At 69.0% G+C, this 25,705-nt stretch carries 28 protein-coding genes, 1 tRNA gene and 2 pseudogenes; 10 read left to right on the forward strand and 21 right to left on the reverse strand.

Annotation, left to right across the window (positions count from 1 at the left end; translation table 11 throughout):
* The first annotated feature begins 85 nt into the window (after nucleotides 1-85).
* The gene (locus U4E84_RS02730) at nucleotides 86-604 is read left to right on the forward strand and encodes a hypothetical protein (RefSeq protein ID WP_322530568.1); all 519 of its coding nucleotides are present in this window, start codon (nucleotides 86-88) and stop codon (nucleotides 602-604) included.
* A 119-nt stretch (nucleotides 605-723) separates the two neighbouring features.
* Nucleotides 724-1,314, forward strand: a complete 591-nt coding sequence (locus tag U4E84_RS02735) for a hypothetical protein (RefSeq protein ID WP_322530569.1) — start codon at nucleotides 724-726, stop codon at nucleotides 1,312-1,314.
* 10 nt (nucleotides 1,315-1,324) lie between these two features.
* On the opposite strand, the pseudogene U4E84_RS02740 reads toward U4E84_RS02735, so the two are convergent.
* The 8 genes and pseudogenes from U4E84_RS02740 to U4E84_RS02775 all read right to left on the reverse strand — a co-directional run.
* A pseudogene (locus tag U4E84_RS02740) lies at nucleotides 1,325-2,116 on the reverse strand (hypothetical protein); the annotation flags it as partial.
* A 32-nt stretch (nucleotides 2,117-2,148) separates the two neighbouring features.
* The gene (locus U4E84_RS02745; RefSeq protein WP_322530570.1) at nucleotides 2,149-2,832 is read right to left on the reverse strand and encodes a hypothetical protein; all 684 of its coding nucleotides are present in this window, start codon (nucleotides 2,830-2,832) and stop codon (nucleotides 2,149-2,151) included.
* Complete coding sequence (locus U4E84_RS02750; protein WP_322530571.1) at nucleotides 2,829-3,269, reverse strand: hypothetical protein; 441 nt, start codon at nucleotides 3,267-3,269, stop codon at nucleotides 2,829-2,831. The genes U4E84_RS02745 and U4E84_RS02750 overlap by 4 nt, the downstream gene beginning before the upstream one ends.
* On the reverse strand, nucleotides 3,250-3,738 hold the full coding sequence (locus tag U4E84_RS02755) for a hypothetical protein (RefSeq protein WP_322530572.1): 489 nt from the start codon (nucleotides 3,736-3,738) through the stop codon (nucleotides 3,250-3,252). Before U4E84_RS02755 ends, U4E84_RS02750 begins: the two co-directional genes overlap by 20 nt.
* Before the next feature lie 57 nt (nucleotides 3,739-3,795).
* The gene (locus U4E84_RS02760; protein WP_322530573.1) at nucleotides 3,796-5,583 is read right to left on the reverse strand and encodes a type II secretion system protein; all 1,788 of its coding nucleotides are present in this window, start codon (nucleotides 5,581-5,583) and stop codon (nucleotides 3,796-3,798) included.
* A 26-nt stretch (nucleotides 5,584-5,609) separates the two neighbouring features.
* Nucleotides 5,610-7,547, reverse strand: coding sequence for an ATPase, T2SS/T4P/T4SS family (locus tag U4E84_RS02765; protein ID WP_322530574.1), 1,938 nt, complete (start codon nucleotides 7,545-7,547; stop codon nucleotides 5,610-5,612).
* 33 nt (nucleotides 7,548-7,580) lie between these two features.
* Nucleotides 7,581-8,048, reverse strand: coding sequence for a hypothetical protein (locus tag U4E84_RS02770; RefSeq protein WP_322530575.1), 468 nt, complete (start codon nucleotides 8,046-8,048; stop codon nucleotides 7,581-7,583).
* 27 nt (nucleotides 8,049-8,075) lie between these two features.
* Complete coding sequence (locus U4E84_RS02775; protein ID WP_322530576.1) at nucleotides 8,076-8,657, reverse strand: hypothetical protein; 582 nt, start codon at nucleotides 8,655-8,657, stop codon at nucleotides 8,076-8,078.
* 75 nt (nucleotides 8,658-8,732) lie between these two features.
* Between U4E84_RS02775 and U4E84_RS02780 the strand changes: the two genes are divergently transcribed.
* Both U4E84_RS02780 and U4E84_RS02785 read left to right on the forward strand, forming a co-directional pair.
* Nucleotides 8,733-9,812, forward strand: coding sequence for a tubulin/FtsZ family protein (locus U4E84_RS02780; protein WP_322530577.1), 1,080 nt, complete (start codon nucleotides 8,733-8,735; stop codon nucleotides 9,810-9,812).
* Between the two features lie 110 nt (nucleotides 9,813-9,922).
* A complete protein-coding gene (locus tag U4E84_RS02785; RefSeq protein WP_322530578.1) occupies nucleotides 9,923-10,621 on the forward strand; it encodes a phosphoglycerol geranylgeranyltransferase in 699 nt (232 codons plus the stop codon).
* Nucleotides 10,622-11,140: 519 nt separating this feature from the next.
* On the opposite strand, the gene U4E84_RS02790 is transcribed toward U4E84_RS02785, so the two are convergent.
* Nucleotides 11,141-11,758, reverse strand: coding sequence for a riboflavin synthase (locus tag U4E84_RS02790; RefSeq protein WP_322530579.1), 618 nt, complete (start codon nucleotides 11,756-11,758; stop codon nucleotides 11,141-11,143).
* Between the two features lie 136 nt (nucleotides 11,759-11,894).
* On the opposite strand from U4E84_RS02790, the gene U4E84_RS02795 reads away from it, so the two are divergent.
* Nucleotides 11,895-12,167: a hypothetical protein gene (locus U4E84_RS02795; protein ID WP_322530580.1), complete on the forward strand. Its 273-nt coding sequence runs from the start codon at nucleotides 11,895-11,897 to the stop codon at nucleotides 12,165-12,167.
* A 19-nt stretch (nucleotides 12,168-12,186) separates the two neighbouring features.
* Here the strand turns inward: U4E84_RS02795 and U4E84_RS02800 are convergent, their stop codons facing one another.
* The 5 genes from U4E84_RS02800 to U4E84_RS02820 form a co-directional block, all read right to left on the reverse strand.
* Nucleotides 12,187-13,539 carry a M24 family metallopeptidase gene (locus U4E84_RS02800; RefSeq protein ID WP_322530581.1) on the reverse strand — a complete coding sequence of 451 codons (1,353 nt, stop codon included), beginning with the start codon at nucleotides 13,537-13,539 and terminating at the stop codon, nucleotides 12,187-12,189.
* Nucleotides 13,536-15,380, reverse strand: a complete 1,845-nt coding sequence (locus U4E84_RS02805; protein ID WP_322530582.1) for an ATP-dependent helicase — start codon at nucleotides 15,378-15,380, stop codon at nucleotides 13,536-13,538. The genes U4E84_RS02800 and U4E84_RS02805 overlap by 4 nt, the downstream gene beginning before the upstream one ends.
* A gap of 84 nt (nucleotides 15,381-15,464) precedes the next feature.
* Nucleotides 15,465-15,623, reverse strand: a complete 159-nt coding sequence (locus tag U4E84_RS02810; RefSeq protein WP_322530583.1) for a hypothetical protein — start codon at nucleotides 15,621-15,623, stop codon at nucleotides 15,465-15,467.
* 88 nt (nucleotides 15,624-15,711) lie between these two features.
* Nucleotides 15,712-15,894 (reverse strand): HVO_0416 family zinc finger protein, encoded by a 183-nt coding sequence (locus U4E84_RS02815; protein ID WP_322530584.1) that lies wholly within the window; start codon nucleotides 15,892-15,894, stop codon nucleotides 15,712-15,714.
* Between the two features lie 274 nt (nucleotides 15,895-16,168).
* Entirely contained in the window at nucleotides 16,169-16,711 is a 543-nt protein-coding gene (locus U4E84_RS02820; RefSeq protein WP_322530585.1) for a CDP-2,3-bis-(O-geranylgeranyl)-sn-glycerol synthase, read from the reverse strand.
* A 97-nt stretch (nucleotides 16,712-16,808) separates the two neighbouring features.
* On the opposite strand from U4E84_RS02820, the gene U4E84_RS02825 reads away from it, so the two are divergent.
* Entirely contained in the window at nucleotides 16,809-17,648 is an 840-nt protein-coding gene (locus U4E84_RS02825) for a proline dehydrogenase family protein (protein WP_322530586.1), read from the forward strand.
* Between the two features lie 103 nt (nucleotides 17,649-17,751).
* The gene (locus U4E84_RS02830) at nucleotides 17,752-18,501 is read left to right on the forward strand and encodes a DUF502 domain-containing protein (protein ID WP_322530587.1); all 750 of its coding nucleotides are present in this window, start codon (nucleotides 17,752-17,754) and stop codon (nucleotides 18,499-18,501) included.
* A gap of 28 nt (nucleotides 18,502-18,529) precedes the next feature.
* Here U4E84_RS02830 and U4E84_RS02835 read toward each other — a convergent pair whose 3' ends face one another.
* From U4E84_RS02835 to U4E84_RS02845, 3 genes are all read right to left on the reverse strand, one after another.
* Nucleotides 18,530-19,459 carry a branched-chain amino acid transaminase gene (locus U4E84_RS02835; RefSeq protein WP_322530588.1) on the reverse strand — a complete coding sequence of 310 codons (930 nt, stop codon included), beginning with the start codon at nucleotides 19,457-19,459 and terminating at the stop codon, nucleotides 18,530-18,532.
* A 486-nt stretch (nucleotides 19,460-19,945) separates the two neighbouring features.
* Entirely contained in the window at nucleotides 19,946-20,674 is a 729-nt protein-coding gene (gene ribB / locus U4E84_RS02840; protein WP_322530589.1) for a 3,4-dihydroxy-2-butanone-4-phosphate synthase, read from the reverse strand.
* Nucleotides 20,674-21,453 (reverse strand): DUF120 domain-containing protein, encoded by a 780-nt coding sequence (locus U4E84_RS02845; RefSeq protein ID WP_322530590.1) that lies wholly within the window; start codon nucleotides 21,451-21,453, stop codon nucleotides 20,674-20,676. The genes ribB and U4E84_RS02845 overlap by 1 nt, the downstream gene beginning before the upstream one ends.
* Nucleotides 21,454-21,710: 257 nt before the next feature.
* Here U4E84_RS02845 and U4E84_RS02850 point away from each other — a divergent pair.
* A tRNA-Ala gene (locus tag U4E84_RS02850) sits at nucleotides 21,711-21,782 on the forward strand.
* A gap of 124 nt (nucleotides 21,783-21,906) precedes the next feature.
* On the opposite strand, the gene U4E84_RS02855 is transcribed toward U4E84_RS02850, so the two are convergent.
* From U4E84_RS02855 to U4E84_RS02870, 4 genes and pseudogenes are all read right to left on the reverse strand, one after another.
* Nucleotides 21,907-22,257 carry a hypothetical protein gene (locus tag U4E84_RS02855; protein WP_322530591.1) on the reverse strand — a complete coding sequence of 117 codons (351 nt, stop codon included), beginning with the start codon at nucleotides 22,255-22,257 and terminating at the stop codon, nucleotides 21,907-21,909.
* Between the two features lie 68 nt (nucleotides 22,258-22,325).
* Nucleotides 22,326-22,983 (reverse strand): annotated as a pseudogene (locus U4E84_RS02860) (helix-turn-helix domain-containing protein).
* A 228-nt stretch (nucleotides 22,984-23,211) separates the two neighbouring features.
* Entirely contained in the window at nucleotides 23,212-24,000 is a 789-nt protein-coding gene (locus tag U4E84_RS02865; RefSeq protein ID WP_322530593.1) for a mechanosensitive ion channel family protein, read from the reverse strand.
* Nucleotides 24,001-24,264: 264 nt separating this feature from the next.
* Nucleotides 24,265-24,519: a HalOD1 output domain-containing protein gene (locus U4E84_RS02870; protein WP_322530594.1), complete on the reverse strand. Its 255-nt coding sequence runs from the start codon at nucleotides 24,517-24,519 to the stop codon at nucleotides 24,265-24,267.
* A 262-nt stretch (nucleotides 24,520-24,781) separates the two neighbouring features.
* Here U4E84_RS02870 and U4E84_RS02875 point away from each other — a divergent pair, with 262 nt between their 5' ends.
* Both U4E84_RS02875 and U4E84_RS02880 read left to right on the forward strand, forming a co-directional pair.
* Nucleotides 24,782-24,916, forward strand: coding sequence for a hypothetical protein (locus U4E84_RS02875; RefSeq protein WP_322530595.1), 135 nt, complete (start codon nucleotides 24,782-24,784; stop codon nucleotides 24,914-24,916).
* Between the two features lie 61 nt (nucleotides 24,917-24,977).
* Nucleotides 24,978-25,613, forward strand: coding sequence for a MaoC family dehydratase (locus U4E84_RS02880; RefSeq protein ID WP_322530596.1), 636 nt, complete (start codon nucleotides 24,978-24,980; stop codon nucleotides 25,611-25,613).
* The last annotated feature ends 92 nt before the right edge of the window (nucleotides 25,614-25,705 follow it).

Below are 25,705 nucleotides of genomic sequence, written 5' to 3' on the forward strand. Positions count from 1 at the left end.
TCAAATCAAGGCTCTCACAGCCCATTACTGGGTTGGAACCCGACCCGGAGGACCCGATCTCTCCAAGTCGGAACTAGAAGAAACCTTGGAGGAGATGGATCTGGATCTTGACCACAATACCAGTACGGTGGTAAGCAACCTAGAAGATGCCAACATTCTTGACGGCTCCACTGACCCTACCAATCCGGATTGGTGGGTCATCCGTGAACGTGACGGCGCGTTCCCCATGGGAGACGACATGCCGCCGGCTGTCAATGAAGAAATCAGCCGGGCGAAAAATCACATCCAGAGTATGGATCCTCCGACGGCGGACGGAGGCTCACCCGTTCCCCAGACGGAGGAGCCGGAGAAATTCAACGAGGATGGAGAGACACTCCGGGACGAAGTAGCCGACTACATCGGAACGGACTCCGATGACCTCGAAGACTACCTCGATATCGGAACACCTCGAAGTCGGAGACAGAAACTCAACGAGGTAGTGGAAGCAATCGAGGAGTCGGACCACTTCGAGATGCCCAACACATTTGACAAAATTATCTTAATTCCAGACCCGTTGCGGCATCACTTTACCTCTGTGACCCTTCAAGACTACAATCTGGACTAGTGAGATAGTCCGGAATTGAAGCCAGCAGGGGTTTCCTTACCTGCTTATTTTTCGGGGTGTTTCGATACTAGTAACTCCATTGCGGAAAAAATATAAATTATAATTAATATCTAGAAACCATGGATGACGAGACTGACAATCTGGACTACGCGAAAACGCAAGTTGACGAAGCAAGGCGGCGGCTAGACTCGGTCATTGATAGAGTTTCAATAAAGAATGACGGCCCAGATTTTCTACCTTTGGACGCCAGAAACGATGAATTTGTAATGGGGGAGGATTTGAATGATATCCCCGACGAATATCTGAAATTTGTGGCAGTTAATGCTGAACATAAAAACAGAGATATTGACGGACATATTCAAAACATCATCATTGATTGCCAATTATCTATTGAGATCGCTGTTAAGTCAATGTATAAAGCCGTAGATGAAGAATTCAAACCAACGCATGATATTTCCTTCCGTTCTCACGAGACTGATAGATTCAATGATTCTGTACCTGCCGATTTTGAGCGGAAAGATGAGATAATTAGGGCTATATTCCTAACTCAGTTTTGGGAGCGGTTCTATGAACTGGCAAAATATGGAGCACCCGCACTTAACATTGGGCCATCATTTATATTTGACACAACGGATGGTGAGAGAGCAATAAGTGATGCTCAATTTTGCGTGGATCTTGCTGAGGATTTTATCAATCACGTTGAAGATTAACTCGGAGTTATCCAAGTCCCGTATTAACAGGTCCTACACAGGATTCAATTTGTTACTGGCCGTACCCGCGAGCCCACGTCATCGGGTAGAGGCTCGCGGTGACCTGTCGCCCGAGCCCCGGCCCCTCGACCGGACCCCTGTCGAGTCGCTCCTCGAACCGCTCCGTCCGCTCGTGGGCGGCGAGCGTCGGCACGGCCACCACGACGGTCCTGTCCGCGGTGCGGTTCGCCACCGTCCGTCCGTCTCGGGTCGCGCGCGTCTCGACGCCCTCGAACGTCACGCGCGTCGCCGTCCCGTTCGCCGTCGGCTCGACGTCGACGCGGTCGCGCGCCGCCGACAGATCGCTCCGGTCGTCGACCGACGGGAGCGACGTCGTCGCCGTCACCCCTCCGACCTCGGCGTCGACGGCGGAGAGGGCGTCGGCGCCCGCGATCGCGAGTCGGATCCGAAAGGCGTCCTCGAAGGCGGAGCCCTCCCGCACCGCCCCCGTACCGCCGTCGGATCCTTTCGGTGCCCGCGTCACCGGCTCCGCGGCCGCGTCGTGTGCCGCCTCGCGTGCCGCGGCGCGGAGTGCGGCGGTCGAGTCCGCCTCGACGCGTTCGACGGCCCGCTCGACGTTTCGGTCTTCCCCGACGAGTCCCTGGTCGACGATCCCCGCCGCGTACGTCGAGCTCGTCACGAGCAGCAGGACGCCGATCAGCGCGAAGGGGACGCGAGCCCGCTCGTCGACCGTGAAGGTACGGGGACCACTCCCGTTCTGCCGCTCAGACCGCCCGGCGTTCCGGTTCGAGTCACGTCTCAACGTGCCTCCGGTCACGCCCCGTTTCCACACGCTCACCACCTCCTGACGACGATCCGGACCGGACCGGTCGCCTCGGTTCCATCCGGCGCGGGTTGCGTGACGACCGCGGTCGTGACGTCGGCGTCCCGCGGCGGTTCGCCGCCGACGGTGACCGGCGGCGCGGAACGGCCGTTTCGGCCTGACCCGCCCCGATCCGAGCCGTCGTGATCGATCGCGGTCCCGTCGCCTTCGGACGTCACGGACGGGGTCGACGCTCCCGGCGACTCGACGGCGCCGACCAGCCGCCGACCGGTTCGTGGACCGGCGTCTGAGCGGTCGTCGGTCGGTGTCTCGGGTCCCGCCGTTCGGTTCGCAGTCGGGACGTCGACGTCGATCCGCGTTCTCGGTCCCAGGCCCGCCTCGACGGCCTCCGTCGCTCGCAACTCGAACGACGCTCCGCCGTCTCCGTCTGTACGCTGTTGGTGTCCAGCCCTCTCTCCGTTGTTCCCGACGAGGAGTGCCAACAGCTCCGCGCGCGTCGCGTGGACCGTTCGCGTGTCGTTCGCCGCCGCCGGCGAGCGGTACGTCACCGTTTCCGTCTCCGTCACCAGGCGGTCGGCCGTCTCGGCCGCGGTCGGGCCTCTCACGTCCGCGTCGTCGCCGACGCCCCCGAGCGTCACGACGCTCGCGGACACACACAGGAGCAGCACCGTCACGTCGAGCACGGTGCTCGTCATCGCCGCACCACCGCCCGAAGCGTCCCGCGGACGTTCCGTCCCGGGTCCACACGGACCGTCACCGCACGCTCGGCGACCGCGGTCGCGTCTCCCCTTCGGTCGACGGTCGCGTGGGGCGCGTCCCTCCCCGACTCGACCCGCCATGTCCCCCCGTCCGCCTCTAGCACCACCGCCGTCGGGTATCGGAACTCCTCGATGTCGCGGAGTCGATCTGGGTCGACGACGCCGCCGGACGTCGCCGTCGCCTCCACCCGATCGAGAGTCAGTTCGGCGGTCGGTCGCTCTCGGTCGACCGTCGCGTCGTCGAGCGCGGCCGCGTACAGGCTCAGTGCCGCGCCGACGGCCAGCACCGCGACCAGCGCGGCGAGCGGCTCGACGGCAGCTCGATCCCTCGACGGCGTTCCGCCCTCGGAGCTCTCAGCCGACGAGCGTGACATGTACACCCCCGTAGTGGACCCGCCGCACCGTCAGCCGCGCCGGCGCCGGACTCCACTCGTGGTCGCCCGTTCGCGCGCGTTCGGCGGCCGTCGCCAAGGCGTCCGGGTCGTCGAACGCGGCGTCCGGCGGGACGCCGTCGAGCACCCGTCGGAGCCGGTCGTCGTCGGCCGTTCCGTGGCCGTCAGCCGGCACCGGCGTCACCCGCGACGCGCGGAGCGAGGCTCGGGCGCTCCCCCCGTCTCCGTCGAGCGCGACGGTTCGGGACGTGACGCGGATGCGGTCAGCCGCGAGGCCGTGCTCGGCCGTCGCGGGGTACTCTCCCTCTGCGACCGCGTCGATCGTGTGCGCGGCGCCGCTCGCGTCCGGAGGCGGCGACGCCGGTAGCGCCGCGGCGACGCCGGCCGTCGCGACGCTCACCACCGCGAGGCCGAGCCACGCGTACGTCGCGTCGAGGTGGGTCTCGAACATGGGGCGGCTGGCCCCGTGTTAGTATATAAACGATCGGTCGCGGACATCGATCGGTCCCTACAGAAGCGCGCCGGCGCCGACGAAGGCGACGAGGTACGTCCCGGTCGCGGTCGGCAACGCGATCCCGACCCGATAGGCGACCAGCGTTCGGTCGAAGCCGCGCTCCAGCCCGGTCGCCAGCGCGGTAAGTAGCGCCGCGAGGATCAGGACGTACGCGCCGACGATCCGACCGAGCACCGGGACCGAGAGCGTCCCGGAACCGCGCGCTTCGCCGCCCGGGTCCGCCGTTACGCCGCTGGCGTCCGCACCCTCGACGCCGCCCGTTCCGCCGATTCCGAGCGCGTCCGCGCCGGCCGTGGCTCCGGCACCGAGTCCCCCGGCGTCCACCGTGTCGATCCCGGTCGCGAGCGCGACCGTCGCCCCGCCGACGAGCGGCGCGAACGCCGCGGCCGTGTTCGTCAGCGTCCCCGTCACGGTCGCGAGCTGTCGGCGCGCGTCGGCTTCGAGTCCCCGAAGGTCCTCCAGTTGGTCGGCGAGTTCGAGGAGGACGTCGCCGGCGGGACGACCCTCCCGCGCGGCGACGGCGAGCAGCGCGATCGCTCCGCGCACCCGCGGCGACGGCACCGACACGGCCGGACCGCCCCGACCGAGAAACGCCTCGCGTACGTCGACGCGAAGCGTTTCGCTTCGTCGCCCGGCCCGCTCGAACACCGCTCCCGTCACGCCGTCCAGCCGTTCGCCCGCGTTCGCAACCGCGGTCTCGACGGCCGCGCCTTCCGCGACGTCGCCGCCGATCACCGTCATGGCGTCGGGAAGCCCGCGCTCGACCGCGCGCACCTCCGACAGGACGGCCCGACGGTGTCTCACACCGACGAGGAGCGCCGTCCCGGCACCGACGCCGATCCCGGACACGGGCCCGGCCCAGCCGGCGACCAGCCGCGTGGCTCCCGCGGCCGCGACGGTACCGGCGGCGACGCCGACGGCGATCGCCAGCCGAGCCCGACCCGGAACGTCGGGGTGGTCGGCGTCGATCGACGGCGGCGCGAACGCGACCGGTCTGCGCGAGAGCAGCCACGCCGACGCGCCCAGCAGTCCGACCGGGAGCACGACGAGGTACAGCCCCGCGACGACTCCCGATCCGACCGGGACGCCGGAGGCGGCGGCTGCAGGCAGCAGGGCGATCAGCGCCATCGGGAGGAGCACCCCGAACGCGTACAGCGCCGAGACGGGACCGCGGACCGCCCCGACGAACGACGCGAGCCGGTCGGTCGTCCCGGCGATCGTCGCGTCGAGGGCGCGGTCGAGACACCGGCCTCGCCGCTCGGCCGGGGCGGACGCCGCCGTCCGGAGCAGGGCCGCGGCGCGGTCGATCGCGGGGAACCACGGCTGCCACTCGCGGGCGAACGCCCGCAGCCCGCTCGTCGGGGCGTCGGCGCTCCCGCGCTCGTGACGGGCCAGTTCCTCGGCGAGGGGTCCGTCGCCGGTCCGGGCGGCGAACCGGACGGCCCGCTCCGTCGACGGGTCCAGCCGCATCCGCAACACGAGGCGTCCGACGAGGCCCGGGGCGGCCCCGAGTGCCCTCGTCCGCCGAAGCGTGGCGAGCCATATCGGGAGCCGATGGACGACGTGCGTGGAAGCCAGCGCGCAGACGAGTCCGACGAGCGCCCCCGGGACCGGACCGACGCCGAGCGCGACGCCGGCGGCACAGAGGAGCCCCGCGCCGAGCCCCACCCGATATCCCCGCTGGACGACGCGCTCTGCCGACGCGCCCCAGCCGAGGAACGCGATCGCTCGCTGGAGCTCATCGGACCCGGCGTTCTCGCCGGTCGTTCGCCGCGATCTCATATTTTCGGAGCCGCCGCTCGGACGCGTCATCGTTCACTGCCGACGGCATTGGTGTCGGCGGCCTCGAGCGTCTCCACGTAGTGCTCGGGGGTTGTCCGACCGGCGGCGGTCGCCTCGCGGATCCGCGCCTCGCGCTCCTCGATACCCTGTCTGACCGCGGCGTAGGACTCGCCGGGCCTCGAGAGCTCCTCGATGAGTCGACTCTCTCCTCGGTCGATCCGTCCGCTCGGGACCAGCCCGGCGTCCGTGCGCTCGAACAGCGCGTCGAACGCGGCGCCGTCGTCGTGTTCGGCGACCTCGGCGATCGCGTCGACGCGGTGGTCCTCGAGGAGGACGATCAGGTCGGTCGCGGCGAACGACGACGGCGACACGCCGAGATCGGAGACGACGCGCTCCCGGACGGCCTGAGGGGTCTCGCCGTGGATCGTTCCGAGGACGGTTTCTCCCGCCGCGCCGACCCGCATCGCCTCGTAGAGCGCCTGCGCCTCCTCGCCGCGGACCTCGCCGACGACGAGCGCACCCCCGCCGAGCCGGAGCGCGGTTCGGACCGCCTCGCGCGGCGACGGTTCCGCGCCGTCGCCGACGCGGAGCCGCTGGGCGTCTCGGCCCGCGGCCGCCAGGGCGCTCGCCGGCAGCTCGGGGGTGTCTTCGATCAGGACCGACCGGGTCTCCGGGGGAAGCTCCCAGAGCAGGGAGCCGAGCGCAGTCGTCTTGCCCGCGCCCCGCCCGCCGGCGACGAGCCCGGTGACGCCGCGTTCCACGGCGACGGAGAGGAGGCCGGCGGCCGCCGCCGTCACCGTTCCGACGTCCACGAGTCGGGCGAGCGTCCACGCGTCGGGATCGCCGCGGCGGAAGGCGAACGAGAGCCCGTCGCTGGCGGGATCGGTCGTCGCGGCGACGCGGACGCGGCCGCTCGCCGTCTCTATCGTCGCGTCGAGCGTCGGACTCGCTCGGGAGAAGCCTCGGCCGCTCGTTCGACGGAGTCGAGACGCCAGCGTGGCGGCCCCCTCGGGCGGGAGCCGCACGTTCGTGCGACAGCGCTCCCCGTCGACGACGACGCGGAGCGGGTTCTCGGTCACCGGCGCCGACAGCGTCGCGTCGCTCACGCGGTCGTCGGCGAACACGTGCTCGAACGCGCCGTACCCGCGCGTGTGCCGCCGGAGCACCTCCGAGAGCGTCGACACGGGGTCGCCGTCCTCCGCGACCGCCCGAACCGCGCGGCCGGGTGCCCTGTCGCCGCCGCTTGGATCGTCGAGCAGCCGTCGCTTGGCGGCGTCGAGCCGTTCGATAGCCCCGTCGTCGAGGTCTCGAACCGGCGGCGTGAGGTGGTACGTCCGGAGCGGTCCCGATCCCTCGTACAGCCGAACGGTCGCGCCGGTGTCGACCTCCCAGCGGTCGACGAGCGCGGCCCCCGGCGGCGGCTCGGCCGCGATCCGCGTCGCCGCGATCCGCGGTCCCGCGTGCGCCCGAATCACGTCTCCGTTCCCCTCCGCTCCCGCCACCACCTCGGCCAGCCCCGTCCCGACGGCGATCCGGTTCGGCGCTCCGACGCGCCCGGTCGCCTCCCGCGCGGCTCCGACGGGGTCGCGGGCCACCCGGTCCGCCAGCCGCGTCTCGTGGAACGCGATCTGCTCCCGGAACCGTCCCGCCGCGACCAGACACGCGGCGGCCCGTCCGGCGTACGCCCGCTCGCGCCCCCGGTGGCGCGTCCGGATCACGTCGGCGTCGCGCTCGGTCAGGGCCTCCACGACCGTCGCCAGACAGTCGGGACTGGCGGCGAGGTCGCCCCGTCCCGGACAGTCCTCCGCGTCGACGGCGAGCACGACTCGGTCGTCGACGCCCGTCCCGACCGGTTCTCTGAACGCCGGGTCACACCGACAGCCGCTCTCGGCGTCGCTCCACGGGAGCGACCGAAGCGAGTCCTCGCCGCCGAGCCGCGGAACCGATGACAGGTCGAACTCCATGGCGGGCGTGCCCCCCGTATCGGGTATAAACCCTCACCCGAGCCGCGCGATCCGGACCGTCGGTCCGTCGTCGTCGACGAGTCGGAGGGCGAGTCGGCTCTCGCCGGCCGGCCGGAGTTCGATCGCGCCGCCGTCGACGTCGACTGTCGCGCCGGCGGCCACCGGCGCGATCGACACGGTTCGCGCGGCTTCGCCCCCGATCTGGTACCGGAGGGCGACCTCGTCGCCCTCGGCGTTCTCTGTCTCCACGAGCGCGACGCGATCCACCGGAGCCGCCGCGAACCCGGTCGGTGCGCGGACGGTCACCGTCGTCCGCGCGGCGAGTGCGGGGTCCTCGACGCTCACGGAGCCCGCGGCGATCTCGCCGACGGCCCGCTCGATCCGGTCCGACTCGGAGTCGAGCCGCTCGGCGGTCGTGGCGGCCCGCGCGTCCGTCAGCGCGGGCGTCGCGGCCGCGAGGAGGGCGACCGCGACCAGGACGGTGAGCACGACGCGGATCACGCGTCGCCCCCCGCCGGGAGAGCCGGGTTACAGCGACTCACGCAGGCGCTCCAGCGCCCCGTCTCGCCACGACCCGCCCGCGCCGTCGCGGTCGGCCGTCAGCTCCTCGCCGACTTCGGTCGTGGCCTCCTCGCCCGGACGCCGCCGTCGGCTCCGCGGGACCGCGGCGTCGAGCGCGTCGTCGCCGGGTAGCCCGTCGACCGGCGTCTCCTCGTCGTCTCCGGTCGCAGCGCCGTTCGCTTCGTCGGTTCCCGCCCCGCGGGTGGCCCTCGCCAACGCCAGGTCGGCTCGCCGCTCGACCTCGGCGTTGACCGCCCGGACCGACCCCACGTACCCTCGGATCGCCTGCGTCGCGGCCTCCAGCTCCTCGACCCGCGATTCGAGATCCTCCACGCGTGACGCGAGGGCGGCCCGCTCCGACGCCGCCGTCGCCTCGTCGGTGAGGTCGGCCACGGCGGCGTCGGTTCCGGTCAGTGCGCGCTCGACGGCGCGCAGTCGCTCGTCGAGGCGGGCGGCGGCCGCGGTGTCTCCGGGGTCTTCGGAGTTGCCTCCGTGACGGGATCGCTCGCCGTCGGGCGTCCGGTCGGTCTCGTCGGTGGCGTTCGACATGCTCGCGACTGGCCTCGATTTCGTACTTAAATTCCGGGGGAAAGCGTAATACGCCGGATTGGGTACGCTCCGATCATGAAGGCAGTCCTCCTCGGCGTCGGGCAGGCGGGCGGGAAGCTCGCGACCGCCCTGGTTCGGTTCGACGCCGACGCCGGCTACGGCGCGGTGCTGGAGGCGCTCGCGGTCAACACGGCCGTCGCGGACCTCGATCCCCTCCCGCTCGACACGGTCCTCGTCGGGCAGTCGCGGGTGAACGGTTACGGCGTCGGCGGCGACAACGAGCTCGGCGCCGCGGTGATGGACGAGGACGCCGTCGAGGTGTTGGACGCGGTCGCGCCGAAGGTGACGGCGGAGGCCGAGGCGCTGTTCGTGATCGCCGGGCTCGGCGGCGGCACCGGTTCCGGCGGCGCGCCGGTGCTGGTCCGCGAGCTGCGCCGGGTGTACGACGTCCCGGTGTATGCGATCGGGATCCTCCCCGGTCGCGACGAGGGGACGATGTACCAGGTGAACGCGGGCCGGTCGCTGAAGACGCTGGCCCGGGAGGCGGACGCGACGGTCCTGCTCGACAACGACGCGTGGCGCTCCGCGGGGGAGTCGGTGGAGGGCGGCCACGCGGCGGTCAACGAGTCGATGGCGCGACGCGTCGGTCTCCTCCTGGCCGCCGGCGAGTCCGTCGAGGGCGTCGCCGAGTCGGTCGTCGACACGAGCGAGGTGATCAACACGCTGCGGGCCGGCGGAATGGCGGCGGTCGGATTCGCCTCGGCGCCGGCCGCCGAGGACGCCGAGGAGAACGTCACGACCGTGATGAGCGTCGTCCGAAGCGCGGTGATGACGGGGATGTCGCTCCCGAACGCGACGGCGGCCGACGCCGCCCTCGTCGCCGTCGCCGGCGACCCCGACCGCATCTCCCGGAAGGGCGCGGAGAAGGCCCGAAAGTGGCTCCAGGAGGAGACCGGCTCGATGCAGGTCCGCGGCGGCGACTTCCCGCTCGACTCCGACCGGATCGCGGCGCTCGTCCTCCTCGCCGGCGTCGAGCGCTCTCGTCGGGTGGAGGCGTTCCTCGAGCGGGCCCGGCAGGCGGTCCGCGACGAGCCGGCGGAACGGACGAACCCAGCCGAGGCGTTCCGGAACGACGAGCTCGACGACCTGCTCTGACCGGGACGCCGTCGGCGCTGGGCACCGCTCGACGGCCGGACGACGCTCCACGGCGGGACGGCGAGGCAGGTTCCGCACCTTTTTGGTGCCGCCCGGTGGAGTCGTTTCCGATGAGCAACCCGTGGGACGACTGGGACCACGTGCTGAAGGTCGATCCCGACAAGGAACTGCGGGACGGCGAGACCTTCGAGGACGTCTGCCGCACCGGAACCGACGCGATCGAGATCGGCGGGACCCTCGACGTCACCGCGGAGAAGATGACCCGCGTCGTCGACGCCGCCGCGGAGTACGACGTGCCGCTGTACCAGGAGCCGTCGAACCCGGGCGTCGTCATCGACTCGCCCGCCCTCGAGGGATACCTGATCCCGACCGTGTTCAACGCCGGCGGCCCGTTCTGGATCACCGGCGCGCACAAGGAGTGGGTCCGCATCGACGATCTGGACTGGGACCGGACGCACACCGAGGCGTACATCGTCCTCAACCCCGACGCCGCGGTCGCGGAGCTGACGAACGCGAACTGCGACCTCGCGGCCGACGACGTGGCGGCGTACGCGAAGGTCGCGGAGCGGATGTTCGGCCAGGAGATCGTCTACGTCGAGTACTCCGGCATCTTCGGCGACACGGAGAAGGTCGCGGCCGCCCACGACGCGCTCGACGACGCCACGCTCTTCTACGGTGGCGGGATCCACGACTACGAGTCGGCCAACGAGATGGCCGCCCACAGCGACGTGATCGTCGTCGGCGACCTGCTCCACGACGAGGGCGTCGACGCGGTCCGCGAGACCGTGAAGGGCGCGAAGGACGCCTGACCACCGTTTTCTCGTCGGGTTCGCTTCGCGAACCGCTCCTCGAAAAACCTGGAGGCAAAAACCCGCCGGCGAGGCGAACGCCGAGCCGGCGGTGAACCGCTCGCTTCGCTCGCGGATGCTCCATACTGGGAGGCAACCGACCGATCTGCGGTGCGGTGGCGCGCGCCTCCGAGGCCGCACCGCGGCCGAGGAGCGCGCGCGAGGGACGCGGCGAACGGCGAAGCCGTGAGCCGCAAGGCTGGGGAGGCGTGAGGTGCTGTCGGTGCGGGGCGGGACTCGAAGGGGCGACTGGGACTTCGGGGGTCTCAATCACGTCGACAGCGCCTTCTGAGAGCCGAGCGACTGGGGCTTCGATCGCGGTTACCGTCCCAGCGACCACCCCGTTCATATCACCCCACCAATTTCGAACCGGCCGTCCGACGAGCACCGCTCAGCGACCGGCTGTTTCACCGTTTTCCTAGGTGAGACCAACGCGGTCGAGAATCGAGCGACTGCGGCTTCTTACCCTAAACAGCGACCTCAGTACCCGCCGACCATGTTCTCGACGTACTTCGCGATCACGTCGACCTCCAGGTGGACCGGGTCGCCCACCGACTTCTCCGAGAGCGTCGTGAGCTCGTAGGTCGTCGGGATGATCGCGACGTCGAACTCCTCCGCGCGCTTCTCGGCGACCGTCAGCGAGATCCCGTCGAGCGTCACGGAGCCCTTGTCGACGAGGTAGTCGGCGTGGCCCGCGGGGATCGCGAACGTGAACCGCCAGTCCTCGCCGACGCTTTCGATCCCCGTCACCTCGGCGACGGTGTCCACGTGCCCCTGCACGACGTGGCCGTCGAACCGCCCGTCCGCGGGCATCGCGCGCTCGACGTTGACCGCGTCGCCCTCCACGAGGTCCCCGAGGTACGTCTTCGCGACCGTCTCGCTCGCGAGGAACACCTCGAACCAGCTCTCCTCGGCATCGTCCTCGTCGCCCGCGGTCTCCCCGTGCTCCTCGACCGTGAGACAGACGCCGCTGACGCTTATCGACTGGCCGTGATGGAGGTCGTCGAACCCGTCGACGCCGATCCGGAGCCGGAGCCCGTCCGCGGTCTCGGTCCGCTCGCGGACCCTGCCGGTGCCCTCGACGATGCCGGTGAACATACCCGCCCTGAGCGCGCGCGACACATAGCGGTTCGGTGTTCGGGGCGAGTCGCGGTTCGGCGCGCCTCGTGCGTTCGGTGCGACCCCCGAACCGACGTCGCGCCCCTTTTGAACGCCGGGCGCCAACCCGACTCCGATGAACCTCGGGCTGATGGACATGATCGGGCTGGCGGCGTCGCTCGTGTTCGCGCTGCCGCTCGCGAACTACGCCGTCATCCGGCTGTTCGCCGGCGAGGTCGCGCTCGGTGCCGGACTGCTCGTCGTCGCCGTCGCGATGGTCGTGCTCCCGCAGTACTTCCTCGACCCGGGCCGGATCCTCCGCGGGCTGGTGTCGGGGCTGCTCCCGCGACAGCTCCGCGGCGGGGAGGAGCCGGTCTCCGACTCCGACGGCGAGTCTGTCGAGAAGTGACCGGCGGCCGATATCGGACTCACTCGCGCTCCTGCGGCACGATCCCGAACGGGTACTCCGCCAGTAGCTCGTACCCGTCGTCGGTGACGACGACGAGGTCCTCCAGCCGGACGCCGCCCACGTCCGGGTCGTAGACGCCGGGCTCTATCGTCACGACGTGGCCCGGCCGCAGCTCGCCCGGGCCCGACAGCGACGGCGCCTCGTGGAGGCTCATCCCCACGCCGTGGCCGGTGCCGTGCGTGAATCCCGCCTCCCCCTCGTCGGCGTTCGGATCGAAGCCGTAGGCGGCCAGCTCAGCGGCCGCCTCGCCGTGAACGGTCTCGGCCGGGACGCCCGGTTCGACCTCCGCGAGCGCGGCCTCGCGGGCGGCCTCGACCGCGACGTACGCGCGGCGCTCCCAGCCGCCGTCGCCGTCGACGACGAACGTCCGGGTCACGTCCCCGTAGTAGCCGTCCGGGCCGCGCGGCGAGACGTCGAGCAGGACGGTCTCGCCCGGCCGAACCGGCTCGTTTCCGACGAAGTGGAGGTCAGCGGCCGACGGTCCGGCGCCGATCACGGTGTTGCCGGCGTCGCGGACGCCGCGCGCGGCGAGGACCGCGTTCACCTCGCGGCGGAGCCGCTCGGTCGTCAGGGGGGCGCTCTCCCAGCTGAGGACCGGGTCTCCCACCCCGTCCTCGCCGACCTCGCTCTCCGCCAGCACGGTCTCGGCGCGCGCCATCCCGGCGGCCGCCGCGCGTTGGACGCGGCGGAGTCGGTCGATCTCGGCGCCGGTCTTCCGCGCTCTGGCCGTCGTCACCGCGTCAGTCGACGCGAGTCCGTTGCCGGCGCGTTCGAGGTAGACGGCGGCGTCGTGGGGGATCGACGGCGGGACGAGGAGGGTGTGCTCTCCCCCGCCTTCGCCGAGCAGCGCCGCGACCGACGCGGCCGCGCGTTTCCCCGCGTGGTCGCCGACGTTCTCGGTCCGCACCTCGCGGGCGACGCCGTCGTGGAAGGTGCCGCCGTCGCTCTCGCCGTCGCCGCTCTCGCGTCCCGATCCGTCGTTTCTGGTGCGCGCGCCCGCCACGAACTCTCGCTCCGCCTGTCCGGCGAACAGGGCGGGGGCACAGCAGACGGCGCGTGGAGCTGCGGTGTCGCTTTCGGCGTCGTCGCCGCTCTCGTCGCCGTCCGGGACCACCACCAGCGCGTACGCCCGGTCCGGCCCCGAAAACCGCGTGAGGTACCGCAGGCCGTCGTCGAAGCGGTCGCCGACCGCGACGAACGCGTCGGCGTCGGCGGCCTCGACCGCCTCGACGACCGGGGAGAGATCGGTCCGGAGGGGGCGAGGCGGGGAGGCGCTTCCAGCGGGCGCGCCGTCGTCGCTCCCGTCCCTCACGGCTCCGGTTCGGGGACCGCCAGCTCGGCCTGGACCTCTTCGATCAGCTCCTCGGGGGGCTCGTCGCGGAGCTCGTTGAACAGCAGGACGCTGATCGGAAGCGTGGGCGCTCCGCCGATCAGGCTCTCCATGATGACGAGGCGCTCGCGGGCGCGGGACATCCCGACGTAGAAGACGCGGCGCTCGTTGTCCGTGAGGACCGGGACGGGGCTCGTCGCCTTCGTGAACTCGTCGACGCCGTCGACGTCGGTCGGGTCCTCGATGGAGGCCGCCATCTGCTCGACGACCTTCTCCGTGAGGTCGGTCGCGACGAACACGTGGTCGGCCTCGCGGCCCTTCGCGGAGTGGATCGTGCCGACGCGGACGCGGGTCGGGTCCGTCCCCTCGTAGTCGCCGCCGAAGTACGCGCCCATCGACTTCCGCTGGAAGCTCGTCACCTTCCGGACCATGTCGTCGGCGCTCGCGGTGTCCGGCATGAACGGGATGTGGTCGTCGAGCTCGTCGCGCGTCACTTCGAACAGGGAGACGTCGTCGGCGTCGGTCGCCTCCTCGCGGTCGTCCAGGAAGTCGTAGAACTCGTCGCGGTCGTGGGTCCCGAACGCGGAGTCCTGGAGCATGTCGGCGAGCCGCCGGGCCTCCAGCCCGTTCACGGGGTCGCCCGCCTCCGCCTTCTCGACGGCGCTGACGTAGTCCTGCACGCGGTCGGTCCACATCCGGCCGTCGGTGAGCATGGTGAACGGGATCCCGTGGTCGATGAACTCGTCGATGAAGTCGAACATCTGGTACCGGGCGCGGAACAGGCACATGATGTCGCCCTCGTCGTCGTCGATCGTGTACCGGACGTTCCGGACGAGCTCGATCATCGACGGCGACTGGATCGCCTCGACGGTGCCGCCCTCCTTGCGCGGGTGGAGGTCCTTCTCCTGACGCTTGTCGATGTGTCGGATCTCCGCGTTGACGACGTTGAGGATCTCCGAGGGGAGTCGGTAGGAGTTCGGGAGGATGACGTCCTCGTCGACCTCGGTGTCGAGGAGGAGGTCGGGATCGGCGCCCTGCCACGCGTACACGACCTGGTCGTCGTCGCCGGCGATGAGCACCTTCTCCATGTGGGGGCGCCACTCCTCGAAGACGTTGTACTGTAGCGTCGTGATGTCCTGGAACTCGTCGATGATCAGGTAGTCGACGTTCGGCACGAGCGAGCGCTGTGACACTCGTTCGAGCATGTCAGCGAACCCGACGAGGCCGTTGTCGCCCTTGTACGCCCGCCACGCGCGGATCGTCTCGGGGATGTCGATCCGGTCGTCGTCGGAGGACCACGTCGGGGTGTACTTGTTCCCCTCCTGGGCGTTGGGGTCCTCGTCGGGCGGCAGCCGGACCTCCTCGACGTTCCACTGGAAGGGGACGTCGTACCAGTCGGCCACGTCGCGCTCGGTTCGCTGGAGCCACTGGGAGGTGGCGATGATCTTGTTGCCGATCGTCGTCGACCGCGCGGTCCGGCGGCCGGCGCCGCCGTGCTGGTCCTCGAACTCGATCCCGTACTCGTCGCAGAACGCCTCCTTGTCGTCCTCGCCGACGACGTCGCCCCGGGAGAGGTCGAGCAGCTCGTACGCCTTCGCGTGCATGGTGCTGACGTTCCCCTGGAGGCTGCGCGAGGAGACGTCGAGCCGCTCCGCGAGGCGTTCGCGGATCTCGGCGGCGGCCGCGCGCGTGTACGAGACGACGAGCACGTCGCGGACGTCGACGTCGTCGTCCTCGAGGATCCCCTCGACGCGGTCCAAGAGCGCCGTGGTCTTCCCGCTGCCCGGACCGCCGAACAGTCGCGTCACCGTGGGCTCGGTCATTGTCTATCCCTGATCCCGGTTCTCCTTAAACGCGGTGGCTCGGGTCGCTCCGGTGGAAACGCCCCGATCACATGGCTTGACTGGTCAGTTGCTTCGGGTCGCGCGCGCCTCCCGCACGTCGGCACCGTCGCGGACGAGGTCCTCACAGGAGGGACAGACGCGGGGACGGTCGACCTCGTTCGGGGTGAACACCCGAACGTAATCGGTCGTGACAAACGAACCGCAGTTCTGGCAGGTCGGCATGGTCGCCACTATCGATTGATCCCACATAATACTGCCGCCGAGTACTGTCGAAAGAAAAACGCAAATCAGCCGTGCGTCGTCGTCGGCGTCAGGTCGGGCGCCAGTCGCAGACGTCACAGCGCGCCGTTCCCTCGGGGTGGAGTGCACCACACTCCGGACACTGGAGCTTGTTATAGGATCGCTCCCAGCGTACGATCTCGGTCTCGTGGCCGCGGTCGGACAGAAACTCGTCGAGCACGTCGTCGTCCGGGCTGGGTGCACTACTAGACATGCGTGTCAACAGATGGCACGCAGGTATAAGTATCTTCTCACGATCCTCTTCGAACCGACATATTGTCGACGAACGATCGGTGATTCTGGCTAAAATGTCCGAATACGGTTTTCCTCGTCCTGCGGCGCGCTGGTTGTGACCTATTTGCACGGAACGGCGGCGACGGACGACAGCGACCCGTCGGCCCGGAGCCCGGACGTCGGAGCGCGTTCGCGGGGAGGCCGGTGACGACGAGCGTCGGTCGGCCGGCTCACCACGGCTCGTTCTCGTCAGCTCACCACGGCTCGTTCTTCAGTCCGAGCGCGTAGGCGCCGACGTTCGTGACGACGTGGAGGACGGGAGTCATCACGAGGACGACCGCGAGGACGGACGGCGTGAACGTCGCGATCGCCCAGTCCGTGTCGACGAGGAAGACGGCCAGCAGCGCGACGACGACAAAGTCGAGCTGATCCAGCCCGGGGAACGCGGCGCCGCGCTCGCGGCCGGAGCGGCGCTTGAGAAACGAGGCGCCGATGTCGCCGCACATCGCGCCGAACGCGAGCGCCACCGCGGCGGGGAGCGCGAACGTCGGGAGGTCGACGCCGAGCGCCGCACTGGCGGGGTCGTTGACGCGGTTGAGCGCCAGCGCGAGGAGGACGCCCGTCAGCGTGCCGATCGCCGTCCCCCGCCACGTCTTCCCGTCGCCGAGCAGGCGCGCGCCCCGCCACTCGCGGCCGCCGTCGATGGGGCGGCCGCCGCCGGCGAGCACCGCGGCGTTGTTCGGCACGTATGCGGGGAGCATCGCCCAGAACGCCGTCGCGACGAGCGAACCGATCATACGCGGTGCACAGCCGTGGTCAATTTATAAACCACGGATCCGCTCGCGCGACCGCCGGTTCGACAACAATCAAGTCGTCACCGCCCCGAGGTCCGGTATGATCCCTCCGATCGCGCGCCGCTTCGTCGCCGGCGAGAGCGTCCCGGAAGTTCTCGAACACGTCCGCGCGTGCAACGAGGACGACATCGCCGTCATCGTCAACCTGCTCGGCGAGCACTACGACGACCCGGCGGACGCCCGCGCCGACGTCGATACGTACCTCGGACTCCTCCAGGACGTCGCCGACAGCGGCCTCGACGCCTGCGTCTCGGTGAAGCCCTCGCAGATCGGCCTCGACGTCTCCGCCGACCTGTTCGAGGCGCACTACCGAGAGATCGTCGCCCGCGCCCACGAGCTCGACGCGTTCGTCTGGTGTGACATGGAGGACGCGGACACCACCGACGCCACCCTCGACGCCTTCGAGTCGATCGCGACCGAGTACCCCTGGAGCGTCGGCCAGTGCGTCCAGTCGAACCTCAAGCGCACCCGCGAGGACCTCGAACGCCTCGTCGCCGTCCCGGGGGCGATCCGCCTCGTGAAGGGCGCGTACGACGAGCCGGCGTCGGTCGCGTACAAGGGAAAGGCCGACGTCGACGAGGCGTACCGCGGGGACCTGCGGTTCCTGTTCGAGCGCCGAGACCGCGGCGTCGCCGTCGGCAGCCACGACCCCGCGATGCTCGCGCTCGCCGACCGGCTCGCCCGCGAACACGCCACCGACTACGAGGTCCAGATGCTGATGGGCGTCCGCGAGGACGCCCAGCGCGACCTCGCGGCACAGGGCGTCGACGTGGCCCAGTACGCGCCGTACGGCGACAAGTGGCTCTCGTACTTCTACCGGCGGGTCCGCGAGCGCAAGGAGAACCTAGCGTTCGCCGCGCGGGCGATCGTAGGACGGTGACGGGCGAGCGCTGGCGGCCGCGAGGGGAAGTCGCCGCCGGCGAGCCCGGGAGTTCGCGCGTAGAAGCTCTCTTAAGGGTCGGCGCCGCATAGGCATTCGATAGATGTCCACGTGGAAACGCGACTTCGCCAGCGGGCTCATCGTGTTGGCGCCCCTCTTGGTACTCCTCTTAGTCCTCCAGTGGATCTACCAGTACATCGCGTCGATCCCGCTGATCGAGGGGCTCCAGCCGGCGATCATCCCCGCCCCGCTGGAGCCGATATCCCGCGTGATCATCGCGTTCGCGGTGTTCGCGACGGTCGTCCTCGCCGTCGGGTACCTCATGCGGACGACGTTCGGCCGGCTGGCGGAATCCGCCGTGGACGGCGCGATCAACCGAATTCCGGCGCTGCGCGTGGTGTACAACGCCTCCAAGCTCGCGATCGAGACGGCCGTCTCCGGGACCGACGAGCTCCAGAGCCCCGTCTACATCGAGACGTGGCAGGGCGTCCGAATGACGGCGTTCCGGACCGGAAAGCGGACCCGCGACGGGAAGATCGTCCTGTTCATGCCGACGGCGCCGAACATCACCACCGGCTTCGTCATCGAGGTCGATCCGGAGCGCATCGAAGAGACCGGCGAGACGGTCGAGGAGGGAATGACCCGCGTCCTCTCGGCCGGCTTCGCCGAGTCGGCTCACCAGGTCCCCGTTCAGGAGGAGCGCCCTCCCGAGGGGACCACCGGCACGCCCGGCGGCGGCGTCCGCACCGACGGCACTCCGGGGGAATCAGACCGGTCCACCGCCGGTCGCAGGGCGGCGGGCGGCGACGCGTCGGGCGACGTCGGGGGCGAGCCGACCGGCGACCCGCAGTGAGGACGCCCTCCCTCGCGTTCCGTTCGACCTAGCGGTAGGTGAACCACTCGTCGTGGTCGTCCGTCCGGCGCTCGACGAGGTCGAAGAAGGCGCGCTGCAGCTCCTCGGTGACCGGACCGCGGGTGCCCGCGCCGATCTCGGTGTCGTCGACGGAGCGGATCGGCGTGACCTCGGCCGCGGAGCCGGTGAAGAACAGCTCGTCGGCGGTGTACAGCTGGCCGCGCGAGATGACGGCTTCGTCGTGGACCTCGTAGCCGCGCTCCTCGGCGAGGGCGATGACGGTGTCACGGGTGATACCCTCGAGGATGGACTGGGCCGGCCCGGTGGTGTACACCTCGCGGTCGTTCACCACGAAGATGTTCTCGCCCGGGCCCTCGGCGACGTTCCCCTCCTTGTTGAGGACGATCGCCTCGACGTAGCCGTTCCGGCGCGCCTCCTCGCCCGCGAGCATGGAGTTGACGTACAGGCCGGTGGTCTTCACGTTGGTCGGCACCTGCGAGGAGGCGTGTTTCCGCCACGAGGAGACCATCACGTCGACGCCCTCCTCTAAGGCCTCCTCCCCGAGGTACGTGCCCCACGGCCACGCCGCGAGCACGAGGTCGGTCGGGCAGTCCCTCGGCGAGACGCCCAGCGAGTCGTACCCGTAGTAGGCGATCGGGCGGATGTACGCGGAGTCGAGGTCCTGTCGGTCGAGCAGCTCGAGGGTGGCGTCGGTGATCTCCTCGCGGGAGTGCTCGATGTCCATGTCGTACATCTTCGCGGAGTCGAACAGCCGGTCGAGGTGCTCCTCCCAGCGGAAGATCGCCGGTCCCTTCTCGGTGTCGTAACAGCGGACGCCCTCGAACACGCCGCTCCCGTAGTGGAGCGCGTGGGTCAGAACGTGGGTCGTCGCGTCCTCCCAGTCGAGGAACTCCCCGTTCTTCCAGATCGTGTCGACGTCTATCTCGTCGAATCCCATAGTCGGGCGTTGCGGTCGGCGGGCTTAAATCTGTGACATGCGGAGAACGCGGTCGAGGACGGATACGTCGCTGGCAACGGCACGGTCGGTCAGTCGTACGCGAGTGACAGCGGCTCGTCGGCGAACACCTCCAAAGCCCCAGCCGGCGAGGGGAACGCACGCTCGCTGCGCGCCTCATCAGTCGCTTCGCTCCTTCCCTGCGGTGCTTGCGTCGTCATCAGAACGCTTTGCGTTCTGATTGGCTCACGAGAGCTCTGCTCTCGTGAACGCCTGCGTTCCCCTCGCCGGCTGCCCCTTTGAGTCCCGCCCCGCACAGCACCGCGCCTCACGCCTCCCCAGCCTCGTCACCGGCGCTACGCGCCGGTTGCAAGCGAGAGCTCCGCTCTCGCCCTGTCGCTCGCGCTTATCAGCGCTCGCGACTCCCTCGCGCGTGCTCTTCGCGCCCTGCGGGCGCTCAGAGGCACGCACCGACGGCACCGCGTTCGGTTATTTAAGCGCCTCGACGAGCGCGGCCCCCTCGACGTAGGGGATCTGTCGTCGTCGGGCGTACGCCTCGGCGTCCGCGGGCGCGAGCGCGTCGCCCGTCTCGCCGTCGAGCATCTCGCAGACCACGGCGGCGGGGGCGGCGCCGACCGCCTCGGCCATCGCGAGCCCGAGCTCCGTGTGGCCGGTCCGACCGCTGAGCCCGTCTCGGTCGCCCCGAAGCACGTGGACGTGGCCCGGCGCGCGGAACTCCGCCGCGAAGTCCTCGGGCCCGTACCCCGCGGGGTCGGCGTCGACGGCGGCGGCCGCGTTCGCGAGCTCGACGATGGTCCGCGCGCGGTCCGCGTCGGTGATGCCGGTGAACGTCTCGCGGTGGTTCACGGGCAGCGAGAAGGAGGACCGGTCGTCGTAGTCGGGGTCGTCGTCGACAGCGGGGTGGTCGAGCGCGTCCGCGAGGAACGGGAGCTCGAACGCGTCGGCGACGACGTCCGCGACGGCGACGCAGATCAGCCCGCCCGCGTCGTTGCGCATGTGCGCGACGGCCGCCTCGTCGACCGCGCCGGCCGGGTAGACGATGTCCGTCTCGCCCTCGCGGTCCGCGAAGTCGTGGACGCAGACCGGACCGCCGGCGCGGAAGGCGTCGAGCGCGCGATCGACGGCGTCCGTCGCCTCTGTCATCGGGTCTCCGGGCGTCGTCTCCGCGTCGCCGTCGGCGTCGACGTCGGCGCGCATCAGGCTGCCTCCGTCCCGGACGCGTCGCGCTCGCGGGTCCCGCCCTCGTCGGCGTCCGCCTCGGGCGCGTCCGCTCGCGTGGTCGCGGCCACCCGAACCTCGACCGCGTCGCCGTCGTCGAGGTCGAGCGCGTCGCGGAGGCGGTCGGGAGCGATCAGCTCCAGCTGGTCGTCGTCGTGGTGGGTGCGGTCGGGGACGATCGCGTGGGCCTCCTCGTAGCGCTCGTCGCCGGCGACGAGCGCGACCGCGTAACAGGACGCGGCGCCGTACGTGCGCTCCTCGTCCTCCCACGCGTCGATCGGGACCGCCTCGATGGAGGCGATCTCGCCGCGGCGCCGAACGCTCTCGTCGGTCAGGTCGACGTTGAGCGTCCCCGGAAACGGCTCGTAGCCGAGCCGAGCCCGGAACTGCTCGGCGTAGCCCGGGAGGGTGATGTAGTGGCGTCCCTCGCCCATCCCGCCGGTGACCGCGCCGCGGAGGACGAGTTCGACGTCGCTCTCGAACAGCCGGCGGTAGTCGGCGTACTCGGCGCGGAGGGCCGCCTCGCCCGCGTCGGTGACGCGCACCCACTGGCCGTCTCCGACCACGTCGCGTTCGACGTAGCCCGCCGATTCGAGGGTCTGGAGCCGCCTGGAGGCCGTCTGCGTCGAGGCGTCGAGCCGGTCGCCCAACGCGGCACACGACACCTTCGTCTCGGTCAGGCCGCCGACGAGCCCCACGTGTTTCAGGGCCGCGATCGCGGCCGGGTCGGGGTCCGTCGTCGCCGTCGCTTCTGGCATGTCCGAAGCTGGGTCGTCCGCACGCAAAAGTGTAACGAATGTGGAATGCATCTCAAAAACGTTAATAGAGTTGTCGTTCGGCGCCACGATCGCGCCGCCGGTCGCCTCGATCGAACGTCGCGGGGGCGGCTACCTAATCCCGTCGGTATCGGCCGTTCTCGTCGCGAACTGTGACGGTCCCGGCGGACTGTGACGCCCTGCCGTGCGGGTCGCCAAAAGGTAAGGTACAAATACGAACGGCGATTGATTTCGGATGCGGGCTCGTAGATCAGCGGCAGATCGCTTCCTTCGCAAGGAAGAGGCCCGGGGTTCAAATCCCCGCGAGTCCATGTTTTCGCGCCGCGAGCAACACCGCGAGTCCATAGAGACGGTTCGTTTCTGCGGAGGTACTCTCGGCCGATCCCGTGCGGGAGCTCGGCGTCGAGTAGTGTCGTCGGCCTCGCCGCCGCCACGCTATTCGAGGGGTGGGAGGTCAGCGTCCATCGCGAGGATTGCCGAAAGCCGGGACTCCTCTCGGTCGACTAGCGGTGTCGACTCCACCGTTTGCCGCTCGCGGTCGTACCGGGCGAACCCCGTCTCGGCCAACTTCGGGAGGTGGAGGTGATGGAGGCTGGCCCGAATCTGTGCCACTGTCTCGTCGCCGGTCTCTGGCGGTGTCGTGTGGTGATTGTGTCTGATGATCGCGTTTGTGAGGTCGTCTATCGAGACCGGCCGTTCCCGACTCGTGAGTACCGCGAGGACGATGCGACGGTGTTTGTGGCCACAGGCGTCCAGTAGCGTCTCTACCTCATGGGTCCCAACCATGCGCCTCCGTACACTCCCAGCGCGGTTTACGTCTGTTTTTGGATATACAACTGTTTTTTAAGCTGGCCTCACTCTGGGGTGCGGAGTTCGGACAGCGTAGTGCCGAGAATCGATCTGATTCCGCGTCGGAGCCGGGAGGCGACCGCCTGCTGGGAAATGTTCAGTTCGTCGCCGAGGTCCGCCATCGTCACGTCGCGAGGCGTGTTGAAGTACCCTCGCTCGTACGCGAGCACCAGCGCCTCTCGCTGGGTGTCGGTGAGTGCGGTTTCGGCCTCCGAGTCGAGGGGTGTCAGCGCGTGCAGTTTGGTGAGCGTGATCGGGATGTTCAACTCCCGACAGCGCTCTTGAAACGCCGCGATGTCCCGTCGCTCGTCGCCCCGGATATCGAACGTCCACTGCTGGTTCGTGCCGACCGCTTCGATAAGGGGAACTCCGGTCTCCATCAGCGTGCTCAACACGCCGTCGTACTCCAGCGTCCACTCGACGCGCAACAGGTACTCGTCTCCGACGGAGTCGACGAACCGAATGTCCTCCACGCCCGGGTGGGCACGGAATGCGTCCTCGATGTCGTCGATGACGGCCCCCCCGAACCCAGAAATAGGGAATCACGACGTCTTGCGCCGGAATGATTCGCTCCAGCTCAATCGTCACTCCCGGGAACCGCTCGAACATGGTCCCTAAGGGAAACTCGTCTGACGGGATCGTAAACCGCGCTTCGGTAGCCATTACCAAGCCTGTCTCGCGCCGCCAGTAAAGGACTGCTGTCCACGTCGACGAGCGAGGAACGGCTTCCCGGCCCGGGACACAGGACCAACCGTTGAACGATTGGGAACCGCCGGAGAGAGAACGGTCCCACCGGATTCGTGGGCGTTGCGGACCCTCTCCGTCCCCTGCGTCATCCACGCGATCCTCGGCCGACGCAGGCGCTGCGCGTCCCACGGCTACCGACACCGCTCACCACGCTGGCGGCATCCGGACGTCTTCCTCCTGGAACCGCTCTTTCACGCGGGACAGATACAGAGAGCGGATCCGAACGAAGTCTCGTCTACTGGGATCTCCAATCCAGATCCGAGACTGGATCCGCACGCGCGAGTCGTTCACTTCCATGACTCCGGCGGTCGGCGCCGGTCGATCCAGTATCTCCTCGAGCGCTTTCGCTTCTTCGCGGAGAATCGTCGTCGCCGCGGTGACCTCGTCGTCGTAGCTGATCCAGAACTCGGAGGTGATTCGGAGCCGGTTCTCCTCGACGGAGTTGGTCACGGCCGAGGTGGCGAGCTCCGAGTTCGGAACGCTAACGATCTCGTTATCGAACGTACGCACTCGGGTGGTCCGAAACGTGATGTCGTCGATCACGCCGGTGGTGTCGTTCCACTCGATCCAATCGCCTATTTTGAACCGGGGATCAGCGATGATGAACACGCCGCTGACGAGGTTATTGACGACGTCTCGCGCCGCGAATCCGACCGCGAGCGTAACGGCGGCGAGGAAGGGTCCAGTGATGTTGATACTCTCACCGAAGCCGGACAGCGTGAGTGCGGCGTACAGGCCGAGGAGAAGCACTCCGACGTGGACGACCTGTTCTATCGTCCGCCGTAGCGTTATCTCGACGCCGCCCCTGTCCAAGACCACGGTCAGGAGCGGCTCAAAGACGAATCGCGCCGTTAGGTAAATTCCACTGGCCACCGCGACGAACGTGACGACCCGAAGGCCCGTGGCGCCGAGCGACTGGACGTGATTGGTCACCGGTTGGAGACCACCGATCACAGGGGGTAGCATACCGACAGTACGGCCAACGTCGGCTTCAGTTCACTGCCGGCAGTTCTCACTGCTGAACGGTGGATGTTCCCGGGTGTAACGTGTCACGGCGCACCCGATCGACGACCGATACGCGTCCTCGATCCGGCACGGCCGAACCAATCTACCCAGCCGAGGGCATGCGGACTCGGTCGCGGTCGGTACGGGGAACTCACGGGCGTTCGCGGTGCGCCTGCCACTCTCCTGCGCTCTTCACCCCTCGACGGACACGGAGCCGTCACCGCGGACTGCGACTTGGTACCCGTTGTAACTGAAGGTGACTTGGACTTCCATACGACCGGCAGTCGGCGTCGTCGCGAAGATCTGGCCCAAGGCATCGGGGTCGATCACTTCGAAGAGCGGAGGAGTGAGTTCGATCGGATCGACGGCTTCCTGTTCGGCCACTTTCTCAACTATGTTATAAATTATCGTGTCGACGTTGGCCGGTGAGGACTGCGCTTGTACCATGGAGAACTGTACCGTCTCACCGTTCTTGAACTCATCGGGGAATTGATAATTCCCAGGAGGACTTAAGAGCGGCTGGAAATCATCCAGTGTCCGCGTGTGCACGCATTCTGCGACGTGAGCAACCCCGTGGGCTGCACACACCGCCTGCAGTGTCCGGGCCTCTCGCCGCGACGTTCGACAGCTGCCTCCCTTCGAGCCCCTCCGTCTCGCGGACGGGGACTACCCAGTTATAATTAAATACCCCCGGCGGATCTGACCACGTATGGGCGTTTCCGAGATCCTCGAGGGAAAGCACCTCTCACATCGCCAGATGGGCGCGATCATGATCGGGTGGCTGCTGCTGGTCATCATCGTCTCCGTCGGGCTGCTGCTGTACACGTCCTTCAACTTCTCGTAGGTCGCGGTCACTGGACCCCCGAACGCAACCCTCTTTTGCCCCGTCGTCGTCGGTGGTCGACATGTCTCGTGACAGCGACGCGCACGACCGGAGGACATCCGACGCGACCGCCGGGAGAGAGCCGGTCGAACCGACCGTCGCCACCGACGGCGGGTCCGACCGCCGACTGGTGGGCGGGTGGGAGGGCCGGTACTACGAGGACTTCGCGGTCGGCGACGTGTACAAACACCCGTACGGGCGGACGGTGACCGAGACGGACAACGTCTGGTTCACGAACCTCTCGATGAATCTCAATCCGATGCACTTCAACGAGGCGTACGCCGCCGAGACGGAGTTCGGCGAGCGACTCGTCGACGGCACGTTCGTCATCGCGCTGGCGGTCGGGATGAGCGTCATCGACGTGAGCGCCAACGCCACGGCGAACCTCGGCTACGACGACGTCCGCCACCACGCCCCGGTGTTTCACGGCGACACGCTGTTCGCGGAGTCGGAGGTGCTCGCGACGCGCGAGTCCGCCTCCCGGGACCACGTCGGCATCGTCACCACGGAGCTCCGCGCGTACAACCAGGACGACGAGCTCGTCCTCTCGCTGGAGCGCACGCCCATGGTGTTGAAGCGCTCGCACGCCGAGCCGACCCCGGCGCAGCCGACGGGCTGGCCCGAGGGGATCGGCACCCAGCCCGAGGACCTGGAGTGAAGCGACGTGCCGCGCGGGCCGTCGCGCGGGGGTCGCGGCGGTCGCGAGGCGGCGAGTGGACGTCAGAGCGCCTCGCCGTCGACGCCCCGACC

It is taken from the genome of Halorubrum sp. AD140, assembly GCF_034497445.1.
In the GTDB taxonomy this organism is placed as follows: domain Archaea; phylum Halobacteriota; class Halobacteria; order Halobacteriales; family Haloferacaceae; genus Halorubrum.